This window comes from Microbacterium sp. (genome assembly GCF_051860965.1).
Taxonomy (GTDB): domain Bacteria; phylum Actinomycetota; class Actinomycetes; order Actinomycetales; family Microbacteriaceae; genus Microbacterium.
In genome coordinates this window covers 68,427-94,779 of record NZ_JBIMKU010000001.1, presented here as the reverse complement: position 1 = coordinate 94,779, position 26,353 = coordinate 68,427, and the positions used below count along the sequence as shown (strand labels likewise).

Below are 26,353 nucleotides of genomic sequence, written 5' to 3'. Positions count from 1 at the left end.
TCCTTCCGGAGGTGAAAGAGAAGGTCCAGGATCCCCGCCTGCACGGACACGTCCAGGGCCGTCAGGATCTCGTCGCACAGCAGCAGCCGGGGTTTGGCGATCAGTGCGCGCGCGATGGCGACGCGCTGGCGCTGACCCCCCGAGAACTCCCGGGGCAGCCGGCGGGCAGCATCCGCCGGCAGTCCGACGCGGTCGAGCAGATCGCGCACGCGCTCCTTGGCGGCGGAGCCCGCGACACCACGCGCCGTGAGCGGCTCGGCGAGGATCTGCTCGATCGTGAGGTTGGGGTTGAGCGACGAGTACGGGTCCTGGAACACGACCTGGATCTCGCTGCTCAGGGCGCGGCGCTCCTTGCGGTGCAGGTGGCCGATCTCCTTGCCGTCGTAGCGGATCGACCCGCCCGTCACGGGTGCGAGTCCGAGCACGGCGCGACCGAGCGTCGTCTTGCCCGAGCCCGACTCCCCGACGAGGCCGACGGTCTCACCGGGGCGGATGTCGAGGGACACGCCTTTGAGCGCCTGGAACGGCTTCGCGCGGAAGCCCTTGCCGGGGTACTCGACCTTCAGGTCGGTGACTTCGAGCAGAGCGCTCATGAGCGGCCTCCTTCGTTCGCCGCGCCGGTCGTGACCAGCGGGCCGCGGGCCGGGCCCTCTTCGAGGATCGCGTCCAGCAGGGACTGCGTGTAGGGGTGCGAGGGTGTTCCGAGGATCGTGCGCACGGGACCCTGCTCGACGAACCGGCCCTGCTGCATGACCGTCACGCGATCGCAGAGGTCGGCCACGACGCCGAAGTTGTGCGTCACCAGGAGCATCGCCATCTGGCGCTCGCGCTGGAGGTCGCGCAGCAGATCGAGGACCTCGGCCTGGACCGTCACGTCGAGAGCGGTCGTGGGCTCGTCGGCGATGATGAGGTCGGGGTCGGTCGAGACGGCGCCGGCGATCAGCACGCGCTGAGCCATGCCGCCCGAGACCTCGAACGGGTAGGCGTCGAACGTGCGCTTCGGGTTCGGGATGCCGACGCGATCGAGCAGAGCGAGCGAGCGCTCGGTCGCCTCCTTCTTCGACAGGCCGAGGTTGCGTCGCAGCGGCTCCACGAGCTGGTAGCCGATCTTGAACGACGGGTCGAGGTTCGACATCGGCTCCTGGGGGATGTATCCGATGCGCTTGCCCCGGATGCCGGCGTACGCCGACTCCGACGCATCCGCGAGCTCGGTGCCCTCGTAGTCGATGGACCCGGCCGTGACGCGTCCGCCTCGGGGGAGGAGTCCCAGGACGGCGAAGGCCGTCTGGGTCTTGCCGGAGCCGGATTCGCCGATGAGGCCGTGCACCTCGCCCTTGCGGATGTCGAGCGAGACGCCGTGCACGACCTCGATGTCGGGGCCGGTCGGCTGGTCGTACCCGACGCGCAGCTCGCGGATCGACAGCACCACCTCGCGCTGCGCGCCCTCATCGGGGTGCACGACCGTGTCGGCCCCCAGGTCTGCGGCGAGCTCGTCGGTGATGTCCGACCCCGAGAGGCTGAAGGAGGTCGTCACCGCGGCGACCGAGCCGGTCGACGTCGTCACGGCGCGCTTGCGGCGACGACGGACGACCGCCGTGCGCTCGAGCACGTCGCGCATCGCGTTGGCGAGCAGCGTCAGGGCGATGCAGGTGAGGGCGATCGCGATCGACGGCCAGATCATGAGGAGCGGCTCCTTGTAGATGGCGGCGAAGCCGTCGTTCAGCATCCCTCCCCATGTCGGAACGCTCATGTCGCCGAGGCCGAGGAACTCCAGACCGGACTGGATCGCGATCGCGATGCCGCCGATGATCGCCGACTGGATGATGATCGGCGCGCGCACGACAGAGAGGATGTGGCGGCCGATGATGCGCAGGTCGCTCAGGCCGGACACCCTCGCGGCGTCGACGTACAGCTCGCCGCGCACGGCGGTGACGGCCGCGTAGACGAGGCGATAGTAGGCGGGCGCGAGCAGGATGCCGAAGATGAACATCGCCCACCACACCGAGGGTCCGAGCACGGCACGTGCGGCCAGGAGCACGACGATGCCGGGGAGTGCCATCACGAGCGACGTCGCCCAGGAGGCCGCCGAGTCGAACCAGCCGCGGTAATAGCCCGCGATGAGGCCCGAGACGACGCCGATGACGAGCGAGGTCACGAGGGCGACGAGGGCGGCGGCGAGGGTGATCTGCGTCGCCACGAGCAGGCGCGAGAGGACGTCGCGACCCGCCGTGTCGGCGCCGAGCGGGTGCTCGGGGCTCGGTGGAGCCAGGACGAGCTGCAGCGAGGCCTGGTTGGGGTCGTACGGCGCCAGCCACTGCCCGAAGATCGCGATGAGCACGATGACACCGAGGACGATGAGCGCCGCGAATCCGATGGGGCGGCGGATGAGTTGACGCAACAGCGAGGCGCGCACCTGCGGGGTGGGCACCGCAGGGGGAACGGCGATGGCGGTCATGAGAGTCGCACCTTCGGGTTGAGCGCCGCCTGGGCGAGGTCGATGAGGAGATTGACGATGATGACGATGACGGCGAAGGCGATGACGACGCCCATCACGACCGGGATGTCGCCCTGCTGCGTCGCCGAGACCGTGAGCTGACCCATGCCCGGGAGGGCGAAGACCTGCTCGACGATGACGGCACCGCTCAGGAGGCCGACGAACTGGACGGCGAGGATCGCGAGGGCGGGGCCGCCGGCGTTGCGCAGCACGTGCTTGTAGACGACGCTGCTCGCGGGGAGTCCGCGGCTGCGGAGCGTGCGCACGTAGTCGCGCGACAGCGCATCGGTGACCGAGCCGCGCACCTGCTGGGTCACGGCGGCGATCGCCCCGATCGAGAGGGCGATGATCGGCAGCGTCACCGACGACAGCCAGCCGGTGAAGGACGCCGCTATCGGCACGTAGCCCGTCGCTTTGAACCAGTGCAGGTTGATCGCGAAGATCAGCACCAGGTAGAGCGCGATGAGGAAGCCGGGGATCGCGAAGCCGATCACCGAGATGAACTGCACGGTGCCGTCGACGGCACCGCCGCGTCGCGCTGCCAGCACACCGAGGACGACGGAGAGGATCGCCGTGACGATCGTCGTGCCGATCACGAGCGACAGCGTCACCGCGAGGCGGCCCGAGAGGCTCACCGAGACGAGCTGCCCGTTGAACCACGAGCGACCGAGGTCGCCGGTGAGGGCGCTCGTGAGCCAGTCCCAGTACTGCACGACGACGGGCCGGTTCAGGCCCAGCTCGGCGGTCTTCTGTGCGACGAGCTCGGCGGTCGCGGTGTTGCCGAGGATGCGGCGGGCGATGTTCGCACTGTCGAGGTAGAGCAGGCCGAAGGCCAGGATCGAGATGACGAAGAGGAGGACCACGCCGGCGAGAAGGCGGCGCACGATGAAGATGAGCATGCTGCGCTCCAGAGGTGGTGTCCCGGCCCGCCCGCCGTCTCAGGCGAGCGGGCCGGGAGATGGGTTCTACTGCTTCGGCTGGAAGTCGTAGATGGCCGGGTACGCGTTGGTCGGGAGCATCTCGACGGTCGTGTTGGCGTCCGTCGCGACGCTGCCCTGCACGCGGTAGAACGGCGCGAACCACGCCTGCTCGACGATGTAGCGGTTGAGCTCCGTGGCCACCGAGGCCTGCGTGGCCTCGTCGCCGAACTGGATCTGCTCGATGTACTCGTCGACCTTCGGGTCCTCGTACTTGAAGGGGTTGAACACGGCGGTCGGCGAGAGCATGAACTGGATGAGCTGCCAGTCCGGGTTCTGCTCGAGGGCCATGAACGACGCCGCGTACTTGGGCGCGAGGAGGTCCGCGATGAAGTTGCCGATCGGGGTGTCGACGTTGTTCACCGTGATGCCGATGTCGGCCAGCTGCTGCGCGATCAGCGTGTAGGTCGCGGCGCCGAGGACCGACGCGCTCGGCATGTCGATCGTGAGACCGTCGCCGTAGCCCGCCTCGTCGAGGAGCTCCTTCGCCTTCTCGGGGTCGTACGTGTAGTACGAGTCGAGCTCGGGGTCGTAGGCGTCGGACGTCGCGGCGAACACCTGGGTGGTGACCGTGCCGTGATCGGTCTGCAGCGCCGTCAGCATCGACTCGCGGTCGAACGCGTAGTTGATGGCCTGACGCACGCGGACGTCCCCGAGGGCCGGGTTCATCGTTCCCGCGCGGTCGAGGAGCAGCAGACCCTGGAAGTCGAGCTCGTTGGCGTTGACGGTCCAGCCCGCGCCCTCGACCTCGTCGAGGCTGTCGTTGTTGACGAGCTTGACGCCGTTCGCCTCGCCGGCCTTGATCGCGTTGAGCGCGGCGGTCGGGTCGGAGAGCACGTTGATCGTCAGCGTGTCATAGTGCTGGACGTCGGGGTTCCAGTAGTCCGGGTTCTTCGTGTACGTGTAGCTCGTCCCGGTGACGGTGGCCGCGGTGTCGAGCACGTACGGGCCGGATCCGACCGGGTTCGTGGCGATGTCCTCGCTGTCGAACGAGGACTCGGCGGCGACGAGGCCCGGGTCGCGGGTCAGGTAGTTGAGCATCGCGGGGTCGGGAGCGCCCAGGGTGATGACGACCGTCGTGTCGTCCGGTGCCTCGATGCCGGTGATGCCGGCAAGGTAGCCGGCGTCGGGCGAGGTGCCCGACTGGAAGCGCTCGAGGTTCTTCTTCACCAGGTCGCCGGTGAGCTTCGAGTCATCCGTGAAGACGACGTCGTCGCGCAGCGTCAGGGTGAGGACGGTGTTGTCCTCGTTGTACTCCCAGCCCGTCGCGAGCCACGGCTCGACGGTGCCTTCGGGCGTCGCCAGCAGGAGCGTGTCGAACACGGCCTGGTAGAACGGCGAGCGGTTGCCCCACTCGGATCCGGCCGGGTCGAAAGTCGTGGGCGCGGTGATCGCGCCGAGAGTGAGCGTGCCGCCCGATCCATCGCCGCCCGACTCCGAGCCGCCGCCGGCGCAGCCGGCGAGGGCGAGTGCGGTGATCGCGATGGTGGCGGCTGCTGTTGCCTTCCAACGGAACATCCTTGGTCCCTTCTCTGCGGCGATGCCACTGCGGATCGCCTCCTGGGGGGAGACCGTAACAGCAAATCCAAGTGAGCACTAGGTTTTTGAGATAAAAAACTAGCGAATGCTCGGAATTCGTTATAGAACAGATCGAGAGAGGCCTGACGGCCGCCCCAACGCGGGTGCGCCCGAGCAGATACGGTGAGTCGATGACCGACACCATGTCCACGAGACGTCCGCGTGGCGAGTACGCCAAGACGGCGGCGAAGCGGACGGCGATCCTCGATGCCGCGCTCGAGGTCTTCTCGGAGTCCGGATACCGATCGGGTTCGCTGCGCGATGTCGCCGCGCGCGTCGGCATGAGCGAGGCCGGCCTCCTCCACCACTTCCCGAACAAGAGCGCGCTCCTGCAGGCGGTGCTGGATCATCGCGACGACCTGTCGCGAGATGTCGTGGACTTCACCCTCGAGGACGGCGTCGAGTCCTTGCGGCAGCTCGTGATGCTCGCGCGCCACAACGCGTCGGTCCCAGGCGTGGTCGAGCTCTACACGACGCTGTCCGCCGAGGCGACCTCCCCCGCGCATCCCGCTCACGAGTACTTCAAGGCGCGCTACGTCTTCGTGCGCGACAGCATCAAGGACGCTTTCGACAGGATCGCCGCGGCAGGCCGCCTGCAGTCGGGCATCGACACGTATCGCGCATCCGTGGCCACGGTCGCCCTGATGGACGGCCTCCAGGTCCAGTGGCTGCTCGATCCGGCCTCGACCGACATGGCCGTCGCGCTCGAGGAGTTCTTCCGCGGATTCGTCCAGGGCTACGACCTCGAGGGTCTCGAGCAGGCGATCGACGCCGCTCATCCGGCGCCTGCGGAGCAGAGCGCGTGATCCGCACGCCCTTCGCCGACGGCTGGACCGTGGGCCCGAAGCTCGGTGCGTTCGAGTCGCCGACGGAGCTCACGGCGCCGCATCCCGCGCACCTGCCCCACGACGCGCTGCGCGACCTCGCGCGGTCCGCCGATTCGGACCAGGGCGTGCACACCGGCTACACCCCCGGGGGCGTCTTCGAGTACGCACGGGACATCGACGTGCCCGAGGAGTGGCGCGACAAGACGGTGCTGGTCGAGTTCGAGGGCGTGTACCGGGATGCCGCGGTCTTCCTCGACGGCGACTTCGTCGTCCACGAGCCCAACGGGTACAACGCGTTCACCGCGCGACTGGATCCGTACCTGCGCTTCGGCGAGAGGAATCGTCTGACCGTCGAAGCGCGCGCGCACAAGGACAGCCGGTGGTATTCCGGCGCGGGCATCTACCGACCCGTGCACCTCGTCGTCGCCGAACCCGTGCACCTCGCTCTCGGCGGTCTGCGCGTGACGACGCCCGACATCGATGACACCCGGGCGATCGTCGAGGTGTCGGCCGTCGTCGAGAACGACACGCGCCACATCGCAACGATGCGCATCTCGTTCGTGCTGGCGGACCCGGACGGTGCCGAGGTCGCGCGGGGCACGTCCCCCGTGTCGGTCCTCCCCGGCGAGCCGGCGACGGCGCGTCTGCGTCTCGCCGTCCCCCGCCCCGCGCTGTGGGGCACGGACTCACCGCAGCTGTATCGGGCGACGGCCGTCCTCGAGCGCGATGGCGAGATCGTCGACGAGGATGCCACGGCCTTCGGCATCCGTCGCCTCCAGCTCGATCCGCAGCAGGGGCTCCGCATCAACGGCGAGACGATCAAGCTCCGCGGCGCGTGCGTGCACCACGACAACGGGCCGCTGGGAGCTGCGACCCTCTCGGCGGCGGAGGACCGCCGCATCCGTCTCCTGAAGGCGGCGGGCTTCAATGCGATCCGCAGCTCGCACAATCCCGCGAGCCGCGCGATGCTCGACGCGTGCGACCGTCATGGCGTCATCGTCATGGACGAGCTCGCCGACACGTGGACCCGCGCCAAGACGGCCTTCGACGGCTCGGTGACGTTCGCCGATCGGTGGCGTGACGACGTCGCGGCGCTCGTGGCGAAGGACGTCAATCACCCGAGCGTGGTGATGTACTCGATCGGGAACGAGATCCTCGAGCTCGCGACGCCCGCCGGGTCGGCGTGGAGCAGGCGTCTTGCCGAGGGCATCCGCGCGCTCGACGACACGCGGTACGTCACGAACGGGATCAACGGCATCATCGCGAACCTGCCGCGGATCGCCGAGGCGATGGCCGAGCTCGAGGCCGCCGATCCCAACACGATGATGGCCAACATGGGCGAGCAGATGGCGCTCATGAACGCGTCGGAGTTCGTGAGCGCCTCGATCGAGGAGTCGGCCGCCGTCCTCGACATCGCGGGTTTCAACTACGCGGATTCGCGCTATCGCCAGGACGCCGTCGACCACCCGAACCGGGTCGTCGTGGGCTCCGAGACCTTCCCGGAGCGCATCGACGTCATGTGGGGGCTCGTCGAGGAGCTTCCCCACGTCATCGGCGATTTCACCTGGACCGGGTGGGACTACCTGGGCGAGGCGGGCATCGGGCGCGTCGACTACACGGATGCCGAAGACCACGTCGCGACCGGCACGGTCGGGCCGTACCCCTATCGCCTCGCGGAGTCGGGCGACCTCGACATCACGGGGTTCCGGCGGACCGTCTCCTACTACCGCGAGATCGTCTTCGGGCTGCGTGCCGACCCGTACATCGCGGTGCACCGCCCGCAGCACCACGGCCGGCCGACGGCACGCACCCCCTGGTCGTGGGATGACTCCGTCGCATCGTGGAGCTTCGCGGTCGAGCCCGGGTCGCCGGTCACCGTGGATGTCTACGCCGACGCCGACGAGGTCGAGCTGCTGCTCGACGGGTCATCGCTCGGCGTGGCGCCGGTGGGCCCCGAGAAGGCGTTCCTCGCGCGGTTCGAGACCGAGTACCGGCCGGGCGAGCTGGTGGCGGTCGCCCGTCGCAGCGATGCCGAGGTCGGTCGTCATGCTCTGCGATCCGCGGCGGAGGTCGGCCTGGTCGCTCGGGCCGAGGCATCCGACGACCTGATCTACGTTCCCGTCACGATCGAGGACGCGGACGGCGTCGTGCCGTGCGATCGGGATGCGCCGGTCACCGTGACGGTCGACGGCCCCGGCGTCCTCGCCGGCATCGGGTCAGGTCGCGCGCGCACCGAGGAGTCTTTCGCCGGCCCGTCGTACACCACCTACGACGGACGCGTGCTCGCGGTCGTGCGCCGCTCGGGGCCGGGCGACATCACGGTGACCGCCGACACGGAGGGCTTCGCCTCGGCATCCATCGTCGTCCCCTGACCGACCGTCTTCGCGAACCCACTGACTTTTCGCGAACCCACTCGGAATCGTCGACGCAATCGAGTGGGTTCGCGAAGACCGAGTGGGTTCGGCGGGGGGGATTCCTCAGCCGGCCACGGTGCGGCGGGGGAGCTCGCCGCGCTCGTCGCGGGGGAGCGGGACCGGAGTCGTCGCGGCGACCTCGTCGCTGAAGTCCGCCGGCACGGGCACGACCGCGAGCGGGCGGGTCTCGTCGATCGTCAGGCGGAAGCGCGTCGCCTCGCGACGGTGAAGGCGACCGGAGGCGATGAGCCATGTCGCACCGATGCCGAAGGCGACGAGCGCGGCGCCGGCGCCGAGCAGGATGGCCATGCGCGGGCCGAACTCCGCGGCGACCCAGCCGACGATCGGCGCGCCGATCGGCGTGCCTCCCATCAGGATCGCCATGTACAGCGCGAGCACGCGACCGCGCAGCGCAGGATCCGTGGTCGTCTGCACGTATCCGTTCGCTGTCGTCAGCATCGTCACGACTGCGAAGCCCGTGAACATGAGCGTGGCGGCATATGTCCAGTACGACGGCATGAGCGCGGAGACCCCGGCGGCCGCGGCGAACAGCAGCGTGCCGCCGATCACGACGCGGATGCGCGCGCGGTCGCGCCGCGCGGCCAGCAGGGCGCCCGCGAGCGAGCCGATCGCGAGGATCGAGCTGAGCAGTCCGTAGCCGTCGGCTTCCTGCCCGAACTCGAGCGCCATGGTCGAGGCGAAGATCGGGAAGTTCATGCCGAAGGCGCCGACGAGGAACACCATCGCGAACGTCACGACGAGGTCGGGACGGCCCGCGACATAGCGGAAGCCGTCGGCCAGGCGCGATGCGCCGATGTTCTTCGCGCGCGGGATGAGCTCATCCGCACGGATGAGGACGAGAGCGGCGATCATCGCGAGGAACGTCACGGCGTTGATGAAGAACACCCAGCCCGTGCCCACGGCCACGATGACGACACCGGCCACGGCTGGACCGATCATGCGCGCGCCGTTGAACGAGGCGGCGTTGAGTGCGACCGCGTTCGACGCGTTCTCCCGCGCGACGAGATCCGAGACGAACGCCTGGCGCGCAGGGTTGTCGAACGCCGCCACGACACCGAGCGCCAGCGCGAAGCCGTACATGATCCACAGCGTCATGGCGCCCGACAGGATCAGCACGCCGATCGCGAGACCGAGCAGCAGCAGGAGCCCCTGCGTCACCATGAGCAGTCTGCGGCGCTCGAAGCGATCGGCGACCCAGCCGGTGACACTCACGAGCAGGAGCGGCGGAGCGAACTGCAGCGCCATCGTGATGCCCATCGCGGCGGCGTCGTTGTCGGTGAGCTCGGTGAGGACGACCCAGCTGAGCGCGGTCGCCTGCATCCATGCGCCGACGTTCGACACGAGCGCGCCGATGAACCAGACGCGGTAGTTGAAGACGGAGAAGCTCCGGAACATCGCGCTCATCGCGCCACCATCCGCTGCATGATCTCGGCAGCCTGCGCGAGGGTCGCGCGCTCGTCGGGCGAGAGGTCGGCGAGGGCCTCCTCGACCCAGGCGTCGCGTCGCCGCGCCGTCTCGTCGACGACGGCGCGACCCTCGTCGGTCAGAGCGATGACGACCTTCCGTCCGTCGTTCTCGTCGGCGCTGCGGGAGAGGTAGCCGGGCTCCTGCAGGCAGTTCACCGTGCGGTTCATCGCCGGCGCCGAGACGCGTTCGCGCTCTGCGAGCTCGCCCAGCGTGTGCGGCCCGTGCACGAAGAGCGCCGCGAGCACGGCGAACTGACCGTCGCTCATCGAGTCGACGGCGCGCTGGGTGCGCATGCGGCGCGCGAGGCGGAACGTCGCGATCCGCAGATCGGAGGCCTCGCGCGAGAGATCGATGGTCGAGGCATCCGGTTCACGCATAGATCTTTAGCATAGTCAATTATCTATGTTAAGTAAATCCGGATGCCGGGTGCCCGCCCTATGATCGACCCCATGCCCGAATACACCGACGCGTACGGCATCGACATCGTCTACGACGTGCATCCGGCGGTGGGCACGCCGCGTGCCGTCGTGCAGCTGCTGCACGGCGTCGGCGAGCACGCCGCCCGCTACGCCCCGACGATCGCCGCACTGACGGCGGCGGGCTACACCGTTTACGCCGACGACCACCGTGGCCACGGCCGCTCCGGAATGCGCCACCACAACGACGACGCGTCGAAGCTCGGCACGCTCGGGCCCGGCGGTCTCCGTGCCGCCGTCGCCGCCGTCTGGCAGCTCACGGGCATCATCCGCGACGCGAATCCCGGTCTTCCACTCGTCGTCCTCGGCCACTCGTGGGGGTCCTTCCTCGCGCAGATCCTCGTCAACGACCACCCCGATGCGTACGACGCCGTCGTTCTGTCGGGCTCGGCCCTGCGCTGGCCGGGATACCTCAACTCGGGCGATCTGAACAAGCCATGGAACAAGCCGGGTGCGATGGGCACGGAGTGGCTGTCGTCCGACCTTGCTGTCGGCCAGGACTTCCTCGACGACCCGCTCACGACGGTCACACCGCTGCCGAAGCTCTTCGGTCCGATCGATGCGCTGCGCCTCGTGGGCAAGCCGGGCAAGGACCTCGGCGTCGACCTCCCGACCCTCCTCATGGTGGGCCGCGACGACACCGTGGGCGGCCCGCGGAGCGTGCACAAGCTCGCCGATGCGTACCGCACGCGTTCGGGCTTCACCGATGTCACGACGCTCGTCTACCCCGGCATCCGCCACGAGATCTTCAACGACGTCTCGCAGGCCGAGGTGCGCGCAGACCTCCTCGCGTGGCTCGACGCCCACTTCGCGGCGCGCGACTGAGACCGATCGCGACCGGGCGGCTGATTCCCCCTCCACGGCGGCGGCACGTCGTGGGTGTGCGGCGAGGGGCGGTGTCCGCAGCACCCGCCCCTCGCCGCGTATCAACCCTACGCGGGGGTCTCGGCGACGCGATGGCGTAGGACGGCACCCGCACGGAGTGCCTCGGCTGCTCCCCTTTCCAGGCGACCCCGGCTGCCGCCGGAGCGCGGGAGGCGCCGGCAGACGGCGTGCGACGCCGCGGACGCGAGAGCGCGGGGCACCGTTGACCCCCGCACGCCGGCCGACATAGGATTCAGTGAACGGACCGGGAAAGCGTATTCCCAGAATTGGACTGTTCAATGACGAAGAGACTCACGACCTGTCTGCGCGTGTCGGTGGTCGGTGCCACGATCGCCGCACTCGCCCTCGCCGCCGCTCCTGCGGCCGCCGCGCCGCCCTCGACATCACCCGCCTCGGTGCCCTCGGGAGGGCCGGGCACCGGTGAGCCTCAGCTCGAAGCCCTCGATCGAGGTCTCGTCGCGGCGACGACCGTGAACGGAGTCTTCCTCAGCTGGCGGCTCCTCGTCGGCGAGGCATACGGCGCGGACGAGAAGGAGCTCATGGGAGCCGACTTCGTCGTCTACCGTGACGGTGCGAAGGTCGCCACGGTCACCGACAGCACGAACTTCCTGGATGCCGCGGGAACCCCGACGTCTTCGTATCAGGTCGCTCGCGTCCTGGCGGGTCGGGAGTCCGCGCCCAGCGAAGCCGTGAGACCGCTCGCATCGAACTTCCTCGACATCCCGCTCAAGGTCCCCGCGGCCGGCGTGACACCCATGGGCGAGGCCTTCACCTACTCGGCCAACGATGTCTCCGTGGGCGACGTCGACGGAGACGGAGAGTACGAGTACATCGTCAAGTGGGACCCGTCCAACTCCAAGGACGTCTCGCAGATGGGGTACACGGGCACCGTCTACATCGACACCTACGAGCTGGACGGCACGCTTCTCAATCGCATCGACCTCGGAGTGAACATCCGTGCCGGCGCGCACTACACGCAGTTCCTCGTCTACGACTTCGACGGCGACGGGAAGTCGGAGACGATCCTCAAGACGGCGCCGGGCACGAAGTCGGTGACCTACGCCCCGGACGGCTCGGTGGTGTCCGCGGCGTTCGTGACCATGCCCGCCGATGACGTCGCTGCCGGCTTCGGGCACGACGACGACTATCGCATGAGCGCGGCGGATTACGCCGATCATCTCGAGGAGATGTTCCGCGGCTGGTCGGAGCGGGACGAGGTCGTGTCGGGCCAGTGGCCCGCGACGATCGAGGAGGCGCTGGGCATCCCCGTGCGCTACGAGTATCCGCTCTCGCAGACCGACGCCCGCGCGCTGGTGGATCACTTCATCGACGTCTACGCGCCCTCTCGCAGCGCCAACAACCGACTGCGCGACTTCAACGGCTTCATCGTCGACGGACCGGAGTACCTCACGGTCTTCGACGGCGCGACCGGCGCCGAGCTCGAGACGATCGACTACAACCCCGGGCGCGGTGACGACGGTCTCCTGTGGGGCGACTACGCGATGGGGCGCATCGAACCCGGCAACCGCGTCGATCGCTTCCTGTCGGGCGTCGCCTACTTCGACGGCGAGCGGCCGTCGGCGATCTTCGCCCGCGGGTACTACACGCGTACGACGATCGCGACCTATGACTGGGACGGCGAGCACCTGTCGCAGCGCTGGTTCGTCGACAGCGGGCACGTGCCGCTCACCAACCCGTTCAACGACGGCCCGCACGGCCGTGATGGAACGGATCCGGTCTACGGCACGATCACGACGCAGGGTTTCCACAGCCTGAGCGTCGCGGACGTGGACGGCGACGCCAGGCAAGAGCTCGTCTACGGCTCCGCCACCCTCGACGACGACGGATCGCTGCTGTACAGCTCGTTCGCCACGATGCCCCCGCAGAGCGCGACGCCCGGCGTCAGTGCGCGCCTCGGACACGGCGACGCGATGCACGTCGCGGACATCGACCCCGATCGCGAGGGTCTCGAGATCTTCACGGTGCACGAGGGCGGCGCGTATGCGCCCTACGGCTACGCGCTGCGCGATGCTGCGACCGGCGAGGTCATCTACGGCGAGTACACGGGCCGTGACACCGGCCGCGGGATGATCGGCGACATCGATCCGAACGTGCGAGGCCTCGAGACGTGGGCGACCCGGCTGCGATCGGCATCCGGCGCGGAGGTGACGGGGACCGGCCCGGGGACGAACATGTCCATCCGCTGGTCCGCCGACCTGCGAACGCAGCTGGTGAACGGCAGCGGCAACGCCGACGCCGTCATCGACGATCGTGTGAACGGGAGGATGCTGACCGCCGCGGGCACCCGGACGAACAACTCCACGAAGGGCAACCCCGGACTGGTCGCGGACGTCTTCGGCGACTGGCGCGAGGAACTCCTCGTGCGGACGGCGGATTCCGGGGCGCTGCGCATCTTCACGAGCACCGACGTGACCGATCACAAGCTCTACACGCTGATGCACGACCCGCAGTACCGGGCAGACATCGCGCGCCAGCAGACGACGTACAATCAGCCCGCCTACACGAGCTTCTATCTCGCATCGGACATGGACTTCGCGGACGTTCCGCTGCGGGCCGCGCCCCAGCCGGTCGGCAAGCCCGGCATCGGTGTCGCCACGAGCGGCGTGAACGTGTCGTGGAAGGCGCCTGCGGTCGTCGGCTCGTCGCCGGTGAGCGCGTACGTCGTGACGCTGACGCCCGAATCGGGCGATCCTCGCACCCTCGAGGTCGCGGCCGACAAGACCTCGGTCACCTTCTCGCAGATACCGGCGGGCCGGTGGTCGGCCACGGTCGTGGCCGTCAACGATCAGGGACCGTCCGACGCTTCGGAGGCGTCGACGGCCGCAGTCGTCGTCGCAGGGCAGCCCGTCCGCGTCGCTGTGAGCGCGAAGTCGCAGTGCGTGAACGGCACGGTCCACGTCGCGGTCTACGCGTACAACGATTCGGGCCGCAAGGCCGACATCAAGGTCACGGCTCTCGGCGTCGACAAGAAGGAGTCGGGCGTCGCGCAGGGCAAGGCGGTGTACAGCCTCGTCGACGGCAAGAGGGCCGCGCTTCCAGCCGGAAACGCGGCTGTCGCGGCGTACTCGTACGTGGATGGGGTGGGCTACCACTCCACCTACGCCGTCCCCTACGCCGCTCTGGACTGCGGGTAGGAGCGATCGACCGACGGGGCCGGCATGGCGGTGAGTGCGGGTCCCGTCGGCCGTCGCGCTCCGGCGGACGCGACCGATGACGGCGCACGAACGAGTGGGGGCGGCATCCGATGATGGATGCCGCCCCCACCCGTGTGCGTGGGATCAGCCGCGCGAGGCCCGACGGTTCGGCTGACGCGAGCCGCGCTGGATGTCGCCGACCGTGCTGCCGGTCGTGAAGCGCTGCGACGCCGAGCGCTGCGCGGGAGCCTGGGCGGCGCCGCGCGAGGCGCCGGACTGACCCGCGCGACCCTTCGCGCCCGCGGCCTGACCCGAGCGGCCCTTGCCACCGGCGGACTGGCCGCCACGGCGCTGACCGCCGGCGGACTGGCCGCGGCGCTCACGGCTCTCGGTCGAATCGCTGTCGCGCGTCACGCGCGGCGCGTTTCGGGGCTGCTGGCCGGCGCCCGCCGTGGCGGGCTTGCGGCGCGCGGGTCGCTGCTGCTGGTGCGCCTGCACGGGAGCGGGCGTGACGTGCGGTGCGGGCTCGCCGACGAGCTTCGCGACGGACGCGTGAGACGCGGTCACGGGCTCGAGGGGCGCGGTCACCTGCGCCTTGCGCAGGAGGTCCTTGACCTCTCCGCGCTGCGAATCGGTCGCGACCGTCACCACGACGCCCTCGGCGCCGGCGCGCGCGGTGCGGCCCGAGCGGTGCAGGTACGCCTTGTGCTCGACGGGCGGGTCGACGTGCACGACGAGTTCGACCTCGTCGACGTGGACGCCGCGGGCGGCCACATCCGTCGCCACGAGCACGCGCACGCCGCCCTTCTCGACGGGGGCGCCGAACGCGGCGAGGTTGCGCTCGCGCGCGTTCTGGCCGAGGTTGCCGTGCAGATCGACCGACGGGATGCCGGCGGCCGTGAGCTGCTTCGCGAGCTTCTTCGCCTGGTGCTTCGTACGGGTGAAGAGGATGCGGCGTCCGTGGCCCGACGCGAGGTGCTGCACGAGCGCGGACTTCTCGTCGGCCGACGTGACGAACACGCGGTGGGTCATGACGCCCTGCGGCACGCTCTCCTCGTCGACCTCGTGCAGGACCTCGTTCTGGAGGAAGCGACGCACGAGCGAGTCGACACCGCGGTCGAGGGTCGCGCTGAAGAGCATGCGCTGCCCGCCCTGCGGCGTGGCGGAGAGGATGCGGGTGACGCCCGGGAGGAAGCCGAGGTCGGCCATGTGGTCGGCCTCGTCGAGCACCGTGATCTCGACCGAGCCGAGGTTCGCGAAGCCCTGCTTCATGAGGTCCTCGAGGCGGCCGGGGCAGGCCACGACGATGTCGACGCCCGAGCGGAGCGCCTGCTCCTGGGGACGCTGGCCGACGCCGCCGAAGATGGTCGTGACGGTGAGGCCCGCGGCATCCGCCAGCGGACGGATCGTCGCGGCGATCTGCGTGGCGAGCTCGCGCGTCGGCGCCAGCACGAGTCCGCGCGGGCGGTTCGGCGTGCGCTTGGCTGCGTACGCACCGGAGAGGCGCGCGACGAGCGGGAGCGCGAACGCGATGGTCTTGCCGCTGCCCGTGCGACCGCGGCCGAGGACGTCGCGGCCGGCGAGGGAGTCGGGAAGCGTGTCGCGCTGAATGGCGAACGCCTCGGTCTTGCCGTCGGCGGCGAGGACGGCTGCGAGGTTCTCGGGCACGCCGAGAGAGGAAAAAGTAGACATGAGTGCTTTCAGTGAACGCACGCGCGCTGAAGGATTCGAGCGCATCGGTGCGGAGGTTGGCGACGGCGCGGATCCGCGCATCGGTTCGCCGTTCGAAAAGAGCCACGGGCCGCAGAAGAGAGGGCCGGGAAACGTGACGACGACGCAACGGCCCACGAGGGGCCGTACGACAACCGTAGCAGGCGCGGCCGTGAGCGGGCTGAGCGCCCCCGATGGGTCGCGACCGGGGACTGCGCATCGCCGTGCGCGAATAGGCTGAGGCCATGCACGGCGAATACAAGGTGCCCGGCGGAAAACTGGTCGTCGTCGATCTCGAGGAGCGCGACGGCCGCATCGCGGAGTTCCGTCTCGCGGGCGACTTCTTCCTCGAACCCGACGAGGCGCTCGGGGCGATCAACGCGGCGGTCGACGGGCTGCCGGTCGAGACGGATGCCGCGGCCATCGCCGCAGCCGTGCGCGCCGCACTCCCCGAGGGGGCCCAGCTGCTCGGCTTCACGCCCGAAGCGGTCGGCACCGCGGTGCGCCGGGCGCTCGTCACGGCGCCCGGATGGCGCGACTTCGACTGGGAGATCGTGCACGAGCATCCCGTATCCCCGCGCATGAACCTCGCGCTCGACGAGGTCCTCACCACGCGTGTCGGCGACGGTCGACGCCGACCGACCCTGCGGATCTGGGAGTGGAACGAATCGGCGGTCGTGATCGGCTCGTTCCAGTCGCTGCGCAACGAGGTGGACCCGCAGGGCGCGCTCACGCACGGCTTCGACGTCGTCCGCCGCATCTCGGGCGGCGGAGCGATGATGATGGCCGCCAACTCGATCGTGACCTACTCGCTGTACGTGCCGGCATCCCTCGTCGCGGGCCTCACGTTCGCCGACTCGTACGCGTTCCTCGACGACTGGGTGCTGCAGGCGCTGCGGTCGCTCGGCATCGAGGCGACCTACCAGCCGCTCAACGACATCGCCTCGCCGCAGGGCAAGATCGGCGGCGCCGCGCAGAAGCGACTCGCCAACGGGGGAGTCCTGCACCACGCGACGCTGAGCTACGACATGGACGGCCAGGTCATGACCGAGGTGCTGCGCATCGGGCGCGAGAAGCTCAGCGACAAGGGCACCGTGTCCGCCGCCAAGCGCGTCGACCCGCTGCGACGCCAGACGGGGCTGACGCGCGAGGCGATCATCGAGCGATTCATCGAGACGTTCGCGAAGCTCTACGGCGCCGTCCCGGGCACGATCTCCGATGAGGAGTACGCCGAGGCCGAGGCGCTCGTCACCTCGAAGTTCGCGACGGACGCGTGGCTGAACCGCGTCCCGTGACGGGCGCGGTCACACTTCACGAGGGCGACAACCTCGAGGTCGTCCGGACGTTCCCGGATGCCTCGTTCACGCTGATCTATCTCGATCCCCCTTTCAACACGGGCCGCGCGCGCACCCGCGCGGTCGAGACCGTGCGATCGGTCGAGGGCGTCGCCGGGCGCAAGGGCTTCCACGGCCGCGACTACGAGCGCCTCGTCGGCGACCTGCGCACCTACGACGACAGCTTCGACGACTACTGGGGCTTCCTCGAGCCGCGTCTCGAAGAGGCCTGGCGGCTGCTCGCCGACGACGGCACGCTGTACGTGCACCTCGACTACCGCGAGGCGCACTACGCCAAGGTGCTGATGGATGCGCTCTTCGGCCGCGATCGCTTCCTCAACGAGCTCATCTGGGCGTACGACTACGGCGCCAAGTCGAAGAGGCGCTGGCCCACCAAGCACGACACGATCCTCGTGTACGTGAAGGATCCGGAGCGCTACTGGTTCGACTCCGAGGCCGTCGACCGCGAGCCCTACATGGCGCCGGGCCTCGTGACGCCCGAGAAGGCGGCTCGCGGCAAGCTGCCGACCGATGTCTGGTGGCACACCATCGTGCCGACCACGGGTCGTGAGAAGACCGGCTATCCGACCCAGAAGCCCGAAGGCGTCCTGCGGCGGATCGTGCAGGCATCCAGTCGTCCCGGGGACCGCGTGCTCGACTTCTTCGCCGGCAGCGGCACGACCGGCGCCGTCGCCTCGGCGCTCGGGCGCGACGCGGTCCTCGTCGATGCGAACCCCGAGGCGATCGCCGTCATGCGGGAGCGGATGCCGCACGCCGAGCTCGCGGTGCCGCGGCGAGCCTAGGCTGGGGCGTATGCGATTCGGAACCTTCATCCCCCAGGGCTGGCGCTTCGATCTGGTGGGCATCGACCCCGCCGAGGAATGGAACACGATGCTCCGGCTCGCGCAACGCGCGGACGCCGGTCCGTGGGAGTCGCTGTGGGTGTACGACCACTTCCACACGACCCCGGTCCCGAGCACCGAGGCGACGCACGAGGCCTGGACGCTGATGTCGGCGTTCGCCGCGTCGACCTCGCGCATCCGGCTCGGCCAGATGTGCACGTGCATGGGCTACCGCAACCCCGCCTATCTCGCGAAGGTCGCCGCGACCGTCGACCACATCTCGGGCGGGCGCACCGAGATGGGCATCGGCGGCGGATGGTACGAGCACGAGTGGCGCGCGTACGGCTACGGGTTCCCCGAGATCAAGGACCGCCTCGGGATGCTGCGCGAAGGCGTCGACATCATGCACCAGGCCTGGACCACCGGCGCGGCGACCCTCGAGGGCACGCACTATCGGGTCGACGGTGCGATCGTGCGGCCTCTGCCGCGCCAGGAGCGCGGCATCCCGCTGTGGATCGCCGGCGGCGGTGAGAAGGTGACGCTGCGCATCGCGGCGACTTACGCGTCGTACACGAACTTCGGCTCGACGCTCGAGGAGTTCGACCGCAAGAGCGCGGTGCTGCGCGGCCACTGCGACGCGATCGGCCGCGACTTCGCGGCGATCACGCGTTCGACCAACTTCAACACGATCGTCGCGCCGACGGAGGCCGAGGCGCGCGATCGTCTCGCGCTGGTGAAGGATCGACTGCTGCCGCATGTCGGCCAGGCGCACGCCGATCGCATCGAGCAGGACTACCTCGGGTCACCCGGGTTCGGCACGCCCGAGCAGGTCGTGGAGCGGCTCGCGGAGCGGGCGGAGCACGGTCTGGGCTACGCGATCCACTACTTCCCTGAGGCCGCGTACGACCTCAGCGGCGTCGAGCTCTTCGAGCGCGAAGTGATCCCCGCGTTCAGCTGACGCACAGCGAAGTCAGGGACCTTACCCAGCATCCCTCCGATATTTCAAGGTCTGGATTCGCGACACGAAAGCGCTTATTGTCGCGTTCTGTGTCGGGGCGCCGACTGAACTCCCCCTTGTGAGCGCTCCGCGATATCGATGAGGAGTGCCATGAGCAATTCCCTTGTCCGCCACTCACGCGCCTGGATCACAGGCGTCGCAGTGGCGGGTCTGCTGGTCGCCGGCATGGCCGGCCCGGCGTCCGCACGGACGGATGTCCCCGATCTCACCCCTGCGGGGGGGATCGCCAAGGAAGGCGAGAACATCGTGGGTGCCAAATCCGCGTCGGGCCGCCTCGCCCAGAGCGACCAGGAGCTGCTCGCGCGCTCCGACGCCGCCGTCACACCCGTCATGGTGAAGGTCGATGTCGACCCCGTCGCCTCGTACACGGGTGACGTCGAGGGCTACGCCGCGACGAGTCCGGATGTCACCGGCATCGCGATCTCGGACGGCAGCGCCGCCATCACCGCCTACGCCGCGTACGCCGAGCAGCAGATCGCGGCCGCCCAGGCCGAGGCGCTCGCCCTCATCCCGGGAGCGCGGGTCGTATCCAGCTACGTGACCGTCTACGGCGGATTCTCGATGACGATCCCGGCCAACCGCGCGAAGGACCTCGCCGGCCTCGGCTCGGTCGCCGCGGTGCAGAGCAACGAGCTGCGTCAGGCGAGCGCGACCGAGACGCCCGCTCCGACGCCGAGCCCCACCGAGACCACCCCGACCGAGCCCGCTCCGAGCCCGTCTCCGTCCGAGACGGCCGACGAGACGCCGGCGCCCGAGCAGACGACCGCTCCCGAGGTCGAGACCCCGCGTGCCGCGGTCGAGCTGCCGCCCACGACGCCGGCCCCTGACGCCGACGCCACGACGTTCATCGGCGCCGACAAGGTGTGGCCGAGCCTCGGCGGACGCGACAAGGCAGGGCAGGGCGTCATCGTCGGCGTCATCGACTCCGGCATCTGGCCCGAGAACCCCATGCTCGTCGACAACGGCATTCCCACGCCCAAGGGCGGCCCCTGGGCGTGCGAGTTCGGCGACGGCAGCGTCGGCGCATCCTTCGCGTGCAACGACAAGCTGATCGGCGCCTACGCCTTCCTCGACCAGTACCAGAGCACGCCGACGCCCGCGGGCGCCGAGGACTTCTGCTCGCCGACGCTCTGCTCGGCGCGCGACTCCGACGGACACGGCACGCACACCGCGACGACCGCTGCCGGCAGCTACGTCGCCACGACGCCGATCTACGGTGTCGACCGCGGTCCGATCAGCGGCGTCGCCCCGGGCGCGTCGATCATCGCGTACCGCGCGCTCGGCCCGGGCGGCGGCTACGAGGGCGACCTCGTCGCGGCGATCCAGCAGGCCGTGCTCGACGGAGTGGATGTCATCAACTACTCCATCAGCGGCAGCCAGAACCCGTACGACTCGACCGAGCTCGCGTTCCTCGACGCGTTCGCGGCGGGCATCACGGTGAACTCCTCCGCGGGCAACTCGGGTCCGGGCGCCTCGACGCTCGACCACGCGAGCCCGTGGACCACGACGGTCGCGGCATCCACCTTCGACCGCGCCTTCACCTCGGCGCTCGTGCTCACCTCGAGCGACGGCGAGAGCTTCGTCAAGCAGGGCACGACGATCACCGACGGCACGGGTCCGCACCCGGTCGTGCTCGCGCAGAACGTACCCGGCTACACCGGCGGCGAGCTGTGCGAGGCGCCGTTCGCGGCGGGTTCGCTGACGGATCAGATCGTGCTGTGCGTGCGCGGCGGCAACGGACGCGTCGAGAAGGGCTACAACGCCTCGCTCGGCGGCGCGGCGGGCATGATCCTCGCCAACCCGGTGCCGCAGGACCTGCAGACCGACAACCACTTCCTCCCGGCGATCCAGCTCGAGGGCCCGAACGATGACGTCATCGCGTTCATCACGGACCACCCGGACGTCGAGGCGGAATGGGCGCAGGGCCAGGCGACGGTGTCGCAGGGCGATGTCATGGCGGCGTTCAGCTCGCGCGGGCCGGTCGGCGACTTCCTCAAGCCCGACATCACGGCTCCGGGCGTGCAGGTGCTCGCGGGCAACACCCCCGAGCCGAGCGACCCCGCCGTCTACCCCGGCGAGGACTTCCAGGCCATCGCGGGCACGTCGATGTCGGCGCCGCACGCGGCGGGCGTCTCGGCGCTCGTGAAGGCGGCTCACCCGAAGTGGACGCCCGGGCAGATCAAGTCCGCGCTGATGACGTCCTCGCTGCAGGATGTCGTCAACGTCGACGGGTCGAAGGCCGGCGTGTTCGATCGTGGTGCGGGCTCCATCCGGGCCAACCGCGCCGTCGCCCCGGCTCTGACGATCAGCGAGACGGCGGCGGCGTTCGCGGCGAGTGCCGGCGATGATCTGCACCGGATCGATCTGAACATCCCGAGCGTGTACGTCGATCCCCTCCCGGGAGCGGTGAGCACCAAGCGGACCGTCAAGAACGTGAGCGGCAGCACGCAGACCTTCACCGTCAAGGCGGTGTCGGACAGCGGGCTGAACATCACCGTCACCCCGTCGAAGTTCACCCTCGCGCCGAACAAGTCCAAGAAGCTCACGGTCCTGCTCGACGCGATCGAGACCGAGGCGGGCTGGTACCAGGGTCAGATCACGATCTCGCCCACCTCGGGCAGCAAGGTCGTCATCCCGGTCGCGGCGAACGTCGGCGACGCCGAGGTCGAGCTGTCGCAGACCTGCGAGCCGACGACGATCGCGCGCGGTCAGTCGACCGTCTGCACGGTGTCGGCAGCGAACTACCTGCCGGTCCCGGTCGAGGCGAGGATCGACACGGCCGTGACGCCCCTCATGCAGGTGCGCTCGGTGACGGCACCCGCCAAGAAGACGGCTCTGGGCGCGAAGTGGAAGGGCACGCTGGATCCCGCCCTGCCGCCGACGGTCGCGGGGATCACCCCTTCGACCGATTCGCCCGCCGGTTACCTGTCGCTGTCGAACTTCGGCGGCAGCGTCGATGTGGGGCTCGGTGACGACGAGGCCGCGAACTTCACGGTTCCGGCGTTCACGTACGGGGGCGAGACCTACACGAGTCTCGGCATCGTCTCGAACGGCTACGTCATCGCGGGAGGCTCGACAGCGGGCTCCGTGCTCGCCGATCCCACGGCGATCCCGGACCCGTCGCTGCCGAACAACTTCCTCGCGCCGCTGTGGACGGACCTCGATCCGTCGTCAGCCGGCACGGTGAAGGTGAACACCCTCACCGACGGTGTGACGGAATGGCTCATCGTCGAGTGGGAGGACGTCCCGTCCTTCGGCGGCGAGGCGGTCAACTCGTTCCAGGTGTGGATCACGCTCGGCGGCCCCGAGGGCATCTGGTACACCTACGGTGCCGACGCCGCGGGTCCGTCCGGACGCGAGGCGGCCACGGCTGCCGAGAACCGTGACGGCTCGAGCGGAGTCGCGCTCGCGGAGCTGCCGTCCGAGGGCGACGAGTACAAGGTGACCACGACGCCGCCGGCCGCGGGAGGAACGGTGTCGTTCGACGTCACCGTCCGCGGCCAGCTCCGCGGCACGTGGCCGATCGTGTCGACGCTGAAGTCGGACGTCCTGCGGACGGTTCCGGTGGAGCTGACGCGGATCACCGTCACCAGGTAGTGAGCGAGTGAGAAGGGGGGATGTCTCGGACGAGGCATCCCCCTTCCTCACGCCACGAGGGGGCGAACGCTCGCGTAGCCGTCGGCGGCGACGTCGGGTGCCTCCGGCGGGCCGCCGAAGACCCGGGTGACTCCGGGATGCCGTGCCCACGCCGGCCAATCGGGATCACCGTCGCGGATGAACGAGACGGCGGCGCCGTGCACGGCGGCAGCGAGCCGCCTCGGCGGTGCGTCCCCGGCGATGGCCTGAACCCCGTCGGCGTCCAGGCAGTCGAACCAGAACGGCACGTCGAGGCAGTGCAGCGCCCACCCGCGGGTCGGGGAGGGCCACGCGAACCTATACGCGTACGTGGGCGCGTCCCCCCTGGCATCCGCCACCCGCACGACCCCCGTGCGGAAGATCGCATCTGTCACGTAGCGACCGAGGACCGCCGCCGTGCCCTTGCGTCGCTGGACGACGTTCGCTGCGAGGTACGAGCGGCGGGTGTCGCGGTCGGTCAGCAGTCTGCCCAGGAGCAGTCCGGCGGGCAGCAGCCGCAGCCTGCCCTTCACGTCGTCGAGCACCATCGTGAACTCGTCGTCGGTCGTGCCGATGACGAGCGGCTTGTCGGAGCCGATCCCGGATTCGAGTGACGCGAGCGTCGTCTGCGTCAGCAGGTCGCCGTCGATCGCCGGCCCCCACGGCAGTCCTTCGTCGATGAGACTCCGAACGGCGCCGAGCGGGTCTCCTTTGGGCGCGGCGGCGGCCGTCTCCTGCAGCTTCTCGAGATCGGACTCCGGCACCGACCGGAAGCCGTCCACGGTCGGGATGACACCGGCGAGATGCGCGAGCTTCGCCGACAGCGTGCGTGAGCGTTCGACGCCCACATCGGCCACCGCGGGCGAGAGCGCCCAGGCCGCGCGGAACAGGTGCTGCGCCTTCGGCATGCCCAGGAGGGTCAGCACGGCGCCGCCGCCCGCGGACTGACCGGCGATCGTGACGCGGTCGGGATCCCCGCCGAAGGCCGCGATGTTCGCCTGCACCCACTCGAGGGCGGCCAGCCAGTCGCGGACGCCGCGATTGGACGGCGCCCCGGGGATGTGCCCGAAGCCGTCGAACCCGAGACGGTACGAGATCGACACCGTCACGATGCCATCGCGGTTGAACGCGCGACCGTCGTACCACGGGCTCGCGGGCGAGCCGGCGACGTAGCCGCCGCCGTGGATCCACACGAGCACGGGGAGCTTCGCGTCCGCGGAACCCGGGGAGGGGGTGAAGACGTTGACGTTGAGCGTCGCGTCGCCGGGGATGGAGGGTTCGGGGATCAGCGTGACACCCTTGTCGCCGCGCTGTGCGGTCGGACCGTACTCGAGCGCGTCGCGCACACCCTCCCAGGGCTCGGGAGCGACAGGCGCCGCGAAGCGCAGACCGCCGACGGGCGCCTGCGCGAACGGAATGCCGAGGAAGGCCGCCGACGCGCCGCGCCAGCGGCCGCGGACCGAGCCCGACGAGATCGAGACGACGGGGGCATCGGTCATGCGGAGTCCTTCGGGGGAGGGGTCAGCGCTTCGAAGAGGGCGCCGATCGTCGCGGCCATGTCGACCGAGGGGTCCAGCATCCACTGCACCTGGAGCCCGTCGGCGACCGCCTGCAGCACCCGCGCGAGGGTCTCGGGCGCGACGCGGTCGGTCATACGGCCCTCTGCCTGCTCGTGTGCGATCGCGGCGGTCCAGATCGTGCGGAGCGCCTCGCCGCGGTCCACGAAGAAGCGGTGGGCGGGATGCTGCGGGTCGGCCGCGTCGACGGACATGCGCGAGAAGAGCTGCACGAGCCCCGGGACCTCGGCGTTGTGCCGCGTGAGGCGGAGGTAGGGCTCGCGGAGATCGGGGAGCTCGCCGGGGTCGTCCGCCCCCGCGCCGAAGTGGACGGCGTCGAGTTCGTCGCGCTTGCGGAGGATCTCGGCGAACAGCTCCTCCTTGCTGTCGAAGTAATGCAGGAGTCCGGCCTGGCTCAAGCCCACGGCATCGGCGAGCTCTTTGACGGATGCTCCGCGGTAGCCCTCGCGGGCGATCACCTCGAGGGCGCGCTCGAGGATCTCTTCGCGCTTCGCGACTCCCTTGGCGTACGAGCCTCGGCGACCTTGCTGCGGCGTGGGCATGAGGACAGTAAACCGAACGACGCTTGATTATCAAAACCTAGTACCGTATGGTTTTCGCGTCGGCATCCATGGCGGATGCCCGAGAGGACCCGACGATGACGTCAGAACCCGAGCTCGCCCCCGCCGCCCCCATGACGGAGAACACCTTCGTCGCCACCGCTGCCGGGAACGACGATCCGCCGCCGCCCGTCAAGGGTCTTCGCCGCCTGATGCTGTGGATCATCCCGGCGAACCTCGGCATCTTCATGCTCTGGGGTGCCGTGCCGGGCATCCTCCTGCCGCAGCAGATCACACTCGCCTTCGGGGACGAAGGCCAGATCAACGTCGCCAACCTCGCCATCGTCTCGACGATCGGCGCCTTCGCGGCGATGGTCGCCCAGCCCATCGCCGGACAGATCTCCGACCGCACCCGCTCGCGCTTCGGCCGTCGCGCGCCGTGGATCGTGCTCGGGTCGCTCGCCGGGGCGCTCTCGCTCATCGGCCTGGCGTTCGCGAACTCGCTCGTGGGGTTCATCATCGCCTGGACGCTCGTGCAGATCTCCTTCAACTTCGCCCAGGGGCCGCTCTCGGCAGTCATGCCGGACCGCGTGCCCGTGCGCCGCCGCGGCACGTTCTCGGCGCTGACCGGCATCGGACTCATGGTCGGCGCGATCGGTGGTCAGATCGTGGGCTCGATGTTCTTCAACAGCGTCGCGACCGGCTACCTGGTGTTCGCCGTCTTCGCGGTCGTCATGCTGGCGCTCTTCGTCGTCTTCAACCCCGACTACTCCAGCCGGAGGCTGCAGCCCGAGCCGTTCGACCTCGTCGAGTTCCTCAAGACGTTCTGGGTCAATCCCGTCAAGCACCCCGACTTCTTCTGGGCGTTCACGGGTCGGCTCCTGCTCTACACCGGCTACTTCGCCGTGACCGGCTACCAGCTCTACCTGCTGCAGTACTACTTCGGCATCGACCACCCCGAGACGATCATCCCGATCCTCGGCCTCTTGAGCCTCGTGGGCATCGTGATCTCGATCGTCGTCTCGGGCCCGCTGTCGGATCGCCTCGGTCGGCGCAAGCCGTTCGTCTTCGCGTCCGCGGTGGTCGTGGCCGTCGGATTCGTGCTGCCGTGGGTGTGGCAGGACATCACCGCCTGGATGATCATGACGTTCATCGCCGGGTTCGGCTTCGGGATGTTCCAGGCGGTCGACACGGCGCTGATCAGCGAAGTGCTGCCGTCGGCCAAGAGCTTCGCGAAGGATCTCGGGGTCGTCAACATCGCCGCGACCCTCCCGCAGACGCTCGCGCCCGGCGTCGCCGGGCTCATCGTGCTCGCGTTCGGCTACCGCGGGCTCTTCCCGGTCGCGATCGTGCTGGGCCTGCTCGGCGCCTTCGCGATCTGGCCCATCAAATCCGTCAAGTGACACCCCCCCACCCGATACGAA

General features: G+C 69.6%; 18 protein-coding genes. 9 read left to right on the top strand and 9 right to left on the bottom strand.

Going from position 1 to position 26,353, the window contains the following annotated elements; all coding sequences use genetic code 11:
* The 4 genes from ACTIFV_RS00400 to ACTIFV_RS00385 form a co-directional block, all read right to left on the bottom strand.
* A partial coding sequence (locus tag ACTIFV_RS00400) for an ATP-binding cassette domain-containing protein (protein ID WP_439590825.1) occupies positions 1 to 593 on the bottom strand: 593 nt, incomplete at its 3' end.
* Positions 590 to 2,455, bottom strand: a complete 1,866-nt coding sequence (locus ACTIFV_RS00395; protein ID WP_439590824.1) for a dipeptide/oligopeptide/nickel ABC transporter permease/ATP-binding protein — start codon at positions 2,453 to 2,455, stop codon at positions 590 to 592. The genes ACTIFV_RS00395 and ACTIFV_RS00400, both read right to left, overlap by 4 nt.
* Complete coding sequence (locus ACTIFV_RS00390) at positions 2,452 to 3,393, bottom strand: ABC transporter permease (protein WP_439590823.1); 942 nt, start codon at positions 3,391 to 3,393, stop codon at positions 2,452 to 2,454. The genes ACTIFV_RS00395 and ACTIFV_RS00390 overlap by 4 nt, the downstream gene beginning before the upstream one ends.
* Before the next feature lie 66 nt (positions 3,394 to 3,459).
* Positions 3,460 to 4,989: an ABC transporter substrate-binding protein gene (locus tag ACTIFV_RS00385; protein WP_439590822.1), complete on the bottom strand. Its 1,530-nt coding sequence runs from the start codon at positions 4,987 to 4,989 to the stop codon at positions 3,460 to 3,462.
* Between the two features lie 191 nt (positions 4,990 to 5,180).
* Here ACTIFV_RS00385 and ACTIFV_RS00380 point away from each other — a divergent pair, with 191 nt between their 5' ends.
* Both ACTIFV_RS00380 and ACTIFV_RS00375 read left to right on the top strand, forming a co-directional pair.
* Positions 5,181 to 5,855, top strand: coding sequence for a TetR/AcrR family transcriptional regulator (locus tag ACTIFV_RS00380; RefSeq protein WP_439590821.1), 675 nt, complete (start codon positions 5,181 to 5,183; stop codon positions 5,853 to 5,855).
* Complete coding sequence (locus ACTIFV_RS00375) at positions 5,852 to 8,248, top strand: glycoside hydrolase family 2 TIM barrel-domain containing protein (protein WP_439590820.1); 2,397 nt, start codon at positions 5,852 to 5,854, stop codon at positions 8,246 to 8,248. Before ACTIFV_RS00380 ends, ACTIFV_RS00375 begins: the two co-directional genes overlap by 4 nt.
* Positions 8,249 to 8,353: 105 nt before the next feature.
* Here ACTIFV_RS00375 and ACTIFV_RS00370 read toward each other — a convergent pair whose 3' ends face one another.
* Both ACTIFV_RS00370 and ACTIFV_RS00365 read right to left on the bottom strand, forming a co-directional pair.
* Positions 8,354 to 9,706 (bottom strand): MFS transporter, encoded by a 1,353-nt coding sequence (locus ACTIFV_RS00370; RefSeq protein WP_439591371.1) that lies wholly within the window; start codon positions 9,704 to 9,706, stop codon positions 8,354 to 8,356.
* A 5-nt stretch (positions 9,707 to 9,711) separates the two neighbouring features.
* Complete coding sequence (locus ACTIFV_RS00365; RefSeq protein WP_439590819.1) at positions 9,712 to 10,155, bottom strand: MarR family winged helix-turn-helix transcriptional regulator; 444 nt, start codon at positions 10,153 to 10,155, stop codon at positions 9,712 to 9,714.
* A gap of 72 nt (positions 10,156 to 10,227) precedes the next feature.
* Between ACTIFV_RS00365 and ACTIFV_RS00360 the strand changes: the two genes are divergently transcribed.
* Both ACTIFV_RS00360 and ACTIFV_RS00355 read left to right on the top strand, forming a co-directional pair.
* On the top strand, positions 10,228 to 11,079 hold the full coding sequence (locus ACTIFV_RS00360; RefSeq protein ID WP_439590818.1) for an alpha/beta hydrolase: 852 nt from the start codon (positions 10,228 to 10,230) through the stop codon (positions 11,077 to 11,079).
* Between the two features lie 338 nt (positions 11,080 to 11,417).
* A complete protein-coding gene (locus tag ACTIFV_RS00355; RefSeq protein WP_439590817.1) occupies positions 11,418 to 14,294 on the top strand; it encodes a fibronectin type III domain-containing protein in 2,877 nt (958 codons plus the stop codon).
* A gap of 144 nt (positions 14,295 to 14,438) precedes the next feature.
* Here ACTIFV_RS00355 and ACTIFV_RS00350 read toward each other — a convergent pair whose 3' ends face one another.
* Positions 14,439 to 16,031 (bottom strand): DEAD/DEAH box helicase, encoded by a 1,593-nt coding sequence (locus tag ACTIFV_RS00350; RefSeq protein ID WP_439590816.1) that lies wholly within the window; start codon positions 16,029 to 16,031, stop codon positions 14,439 to 14,441.
* 218 nt (positions 16,032 to 16,249) lie between these two features.
* On the opposite strand from ACTIFV_RS00350, the gene ACTIFV_RS00345 reads away from it, so the two are divergent.
* The 4 genes from ACTIFV_RS00345 to ACTIFV_RS00330 all read left to right on the top strand — a co-directional run bounded on the left by ACTIFV_RS00345 (position 16,250) and on the right by ACTIFV_RS00330 (position 22,795).
* A complete protein-coding gene (locus ACTIFV_RS00345; protein ID WP_439590815.1) occupies positions 16,250 to 17,299 on the top strand; it encodes a lipoate--protein ligase family protein in 1,050 nt (349 codons plus the stop codon).
* Entirely contained in the window at positions 17,278 to 18,141 is an 864-nt protein-coding gene (locus ACTIFV_RS00340; RefSeq protein ID WP_439590814.1) for a DNA-methyltransferase, read from the top strand. Before ACTIFV_RS00345 ends, ACTIFV_RS00340 begins: the two co-directional genes overlap by 22 nt.
* Before the next feature lie 10 nt (positions 18,142 to 18,151).
* Entirely contained in the window at positions 18,152 to 19,138 is a 987-nt protein-coding gene (locus ACTIFV_RS00335; protein ID WP_439590813.1) for an LLM class F420-dependent oxidoreductase, read from the top strand.
* Positions 19,139 to 19,288: 150 nt separating this feature from the next.
* Positions 19,289 to 22,795 carry a S8 family serine peptidase gene (locus ACTIFV_RS00330; RefSeq protein WP_439590812.1) on the top strand — a complete coding sequence of 1,169 codons (3,507 nt, stop codon included), beginning with the start codon at positions 19,289 to 19,291 and terminating at the stop codon, positions 22,793 to 22,795.
* Between the two features lie 47 nt (positions 22,796 to 22,842).
* Here the strand turns inward: ACTIFV_RS00330 and ACTIFV_RS00325 are convergent, their stop codons facing one another.
* Together ACTIFV_RS00325 and ACTIFV_RS00320 are read right to left on the bottom strand one after the other, a co-directional pair.
* Positions 22,843 to 24,312: a carboxylesterase/lipase family protein gene (locus tag ACTIFV_RS00325; protein WP_439590811.1), complete on the bottom strand. Its 1,470-nt coding sequence runs from the start codon at positions 24,310 to 24,312 to the stop codon at positions 22,843 to 22,845.
* On the bottom strand, positions 24,309 to 24,932 hold the full coding sequence (locus ACTIFV_RS00320; RefSeq protein ID WP_439590810.1) for a TetR/AcrR family transcriptional regulator: 624 nt from the start codon (positions 24,930 to 24,932) through the stop codon (positions 24,309 to 24,311). Before ACTIFV_RS00320 ends, ACTIFV_RS00325 begins: the two co-directional genes overlap by 4 nt.
* Positions 24,933 to 25,027: 95 nt before the next feature.
* Here ACTIFV_RS00320 and ACTIFV_RS00315 point away from each other — a divergent pair, with 95 nt between their 5' ends.
* A complete protein-coding gene (locus ACTIFV_RS00315; RefSeq protein ID WP_439590809.1) occupies positions 25,028 to 26,332 on the top strand; it encodes an MFS transporter in 1,305 nt (434 codons plus the stop codon).
* Positions 26,333 to 26,353: the final 21 nt, after the last annotated feature.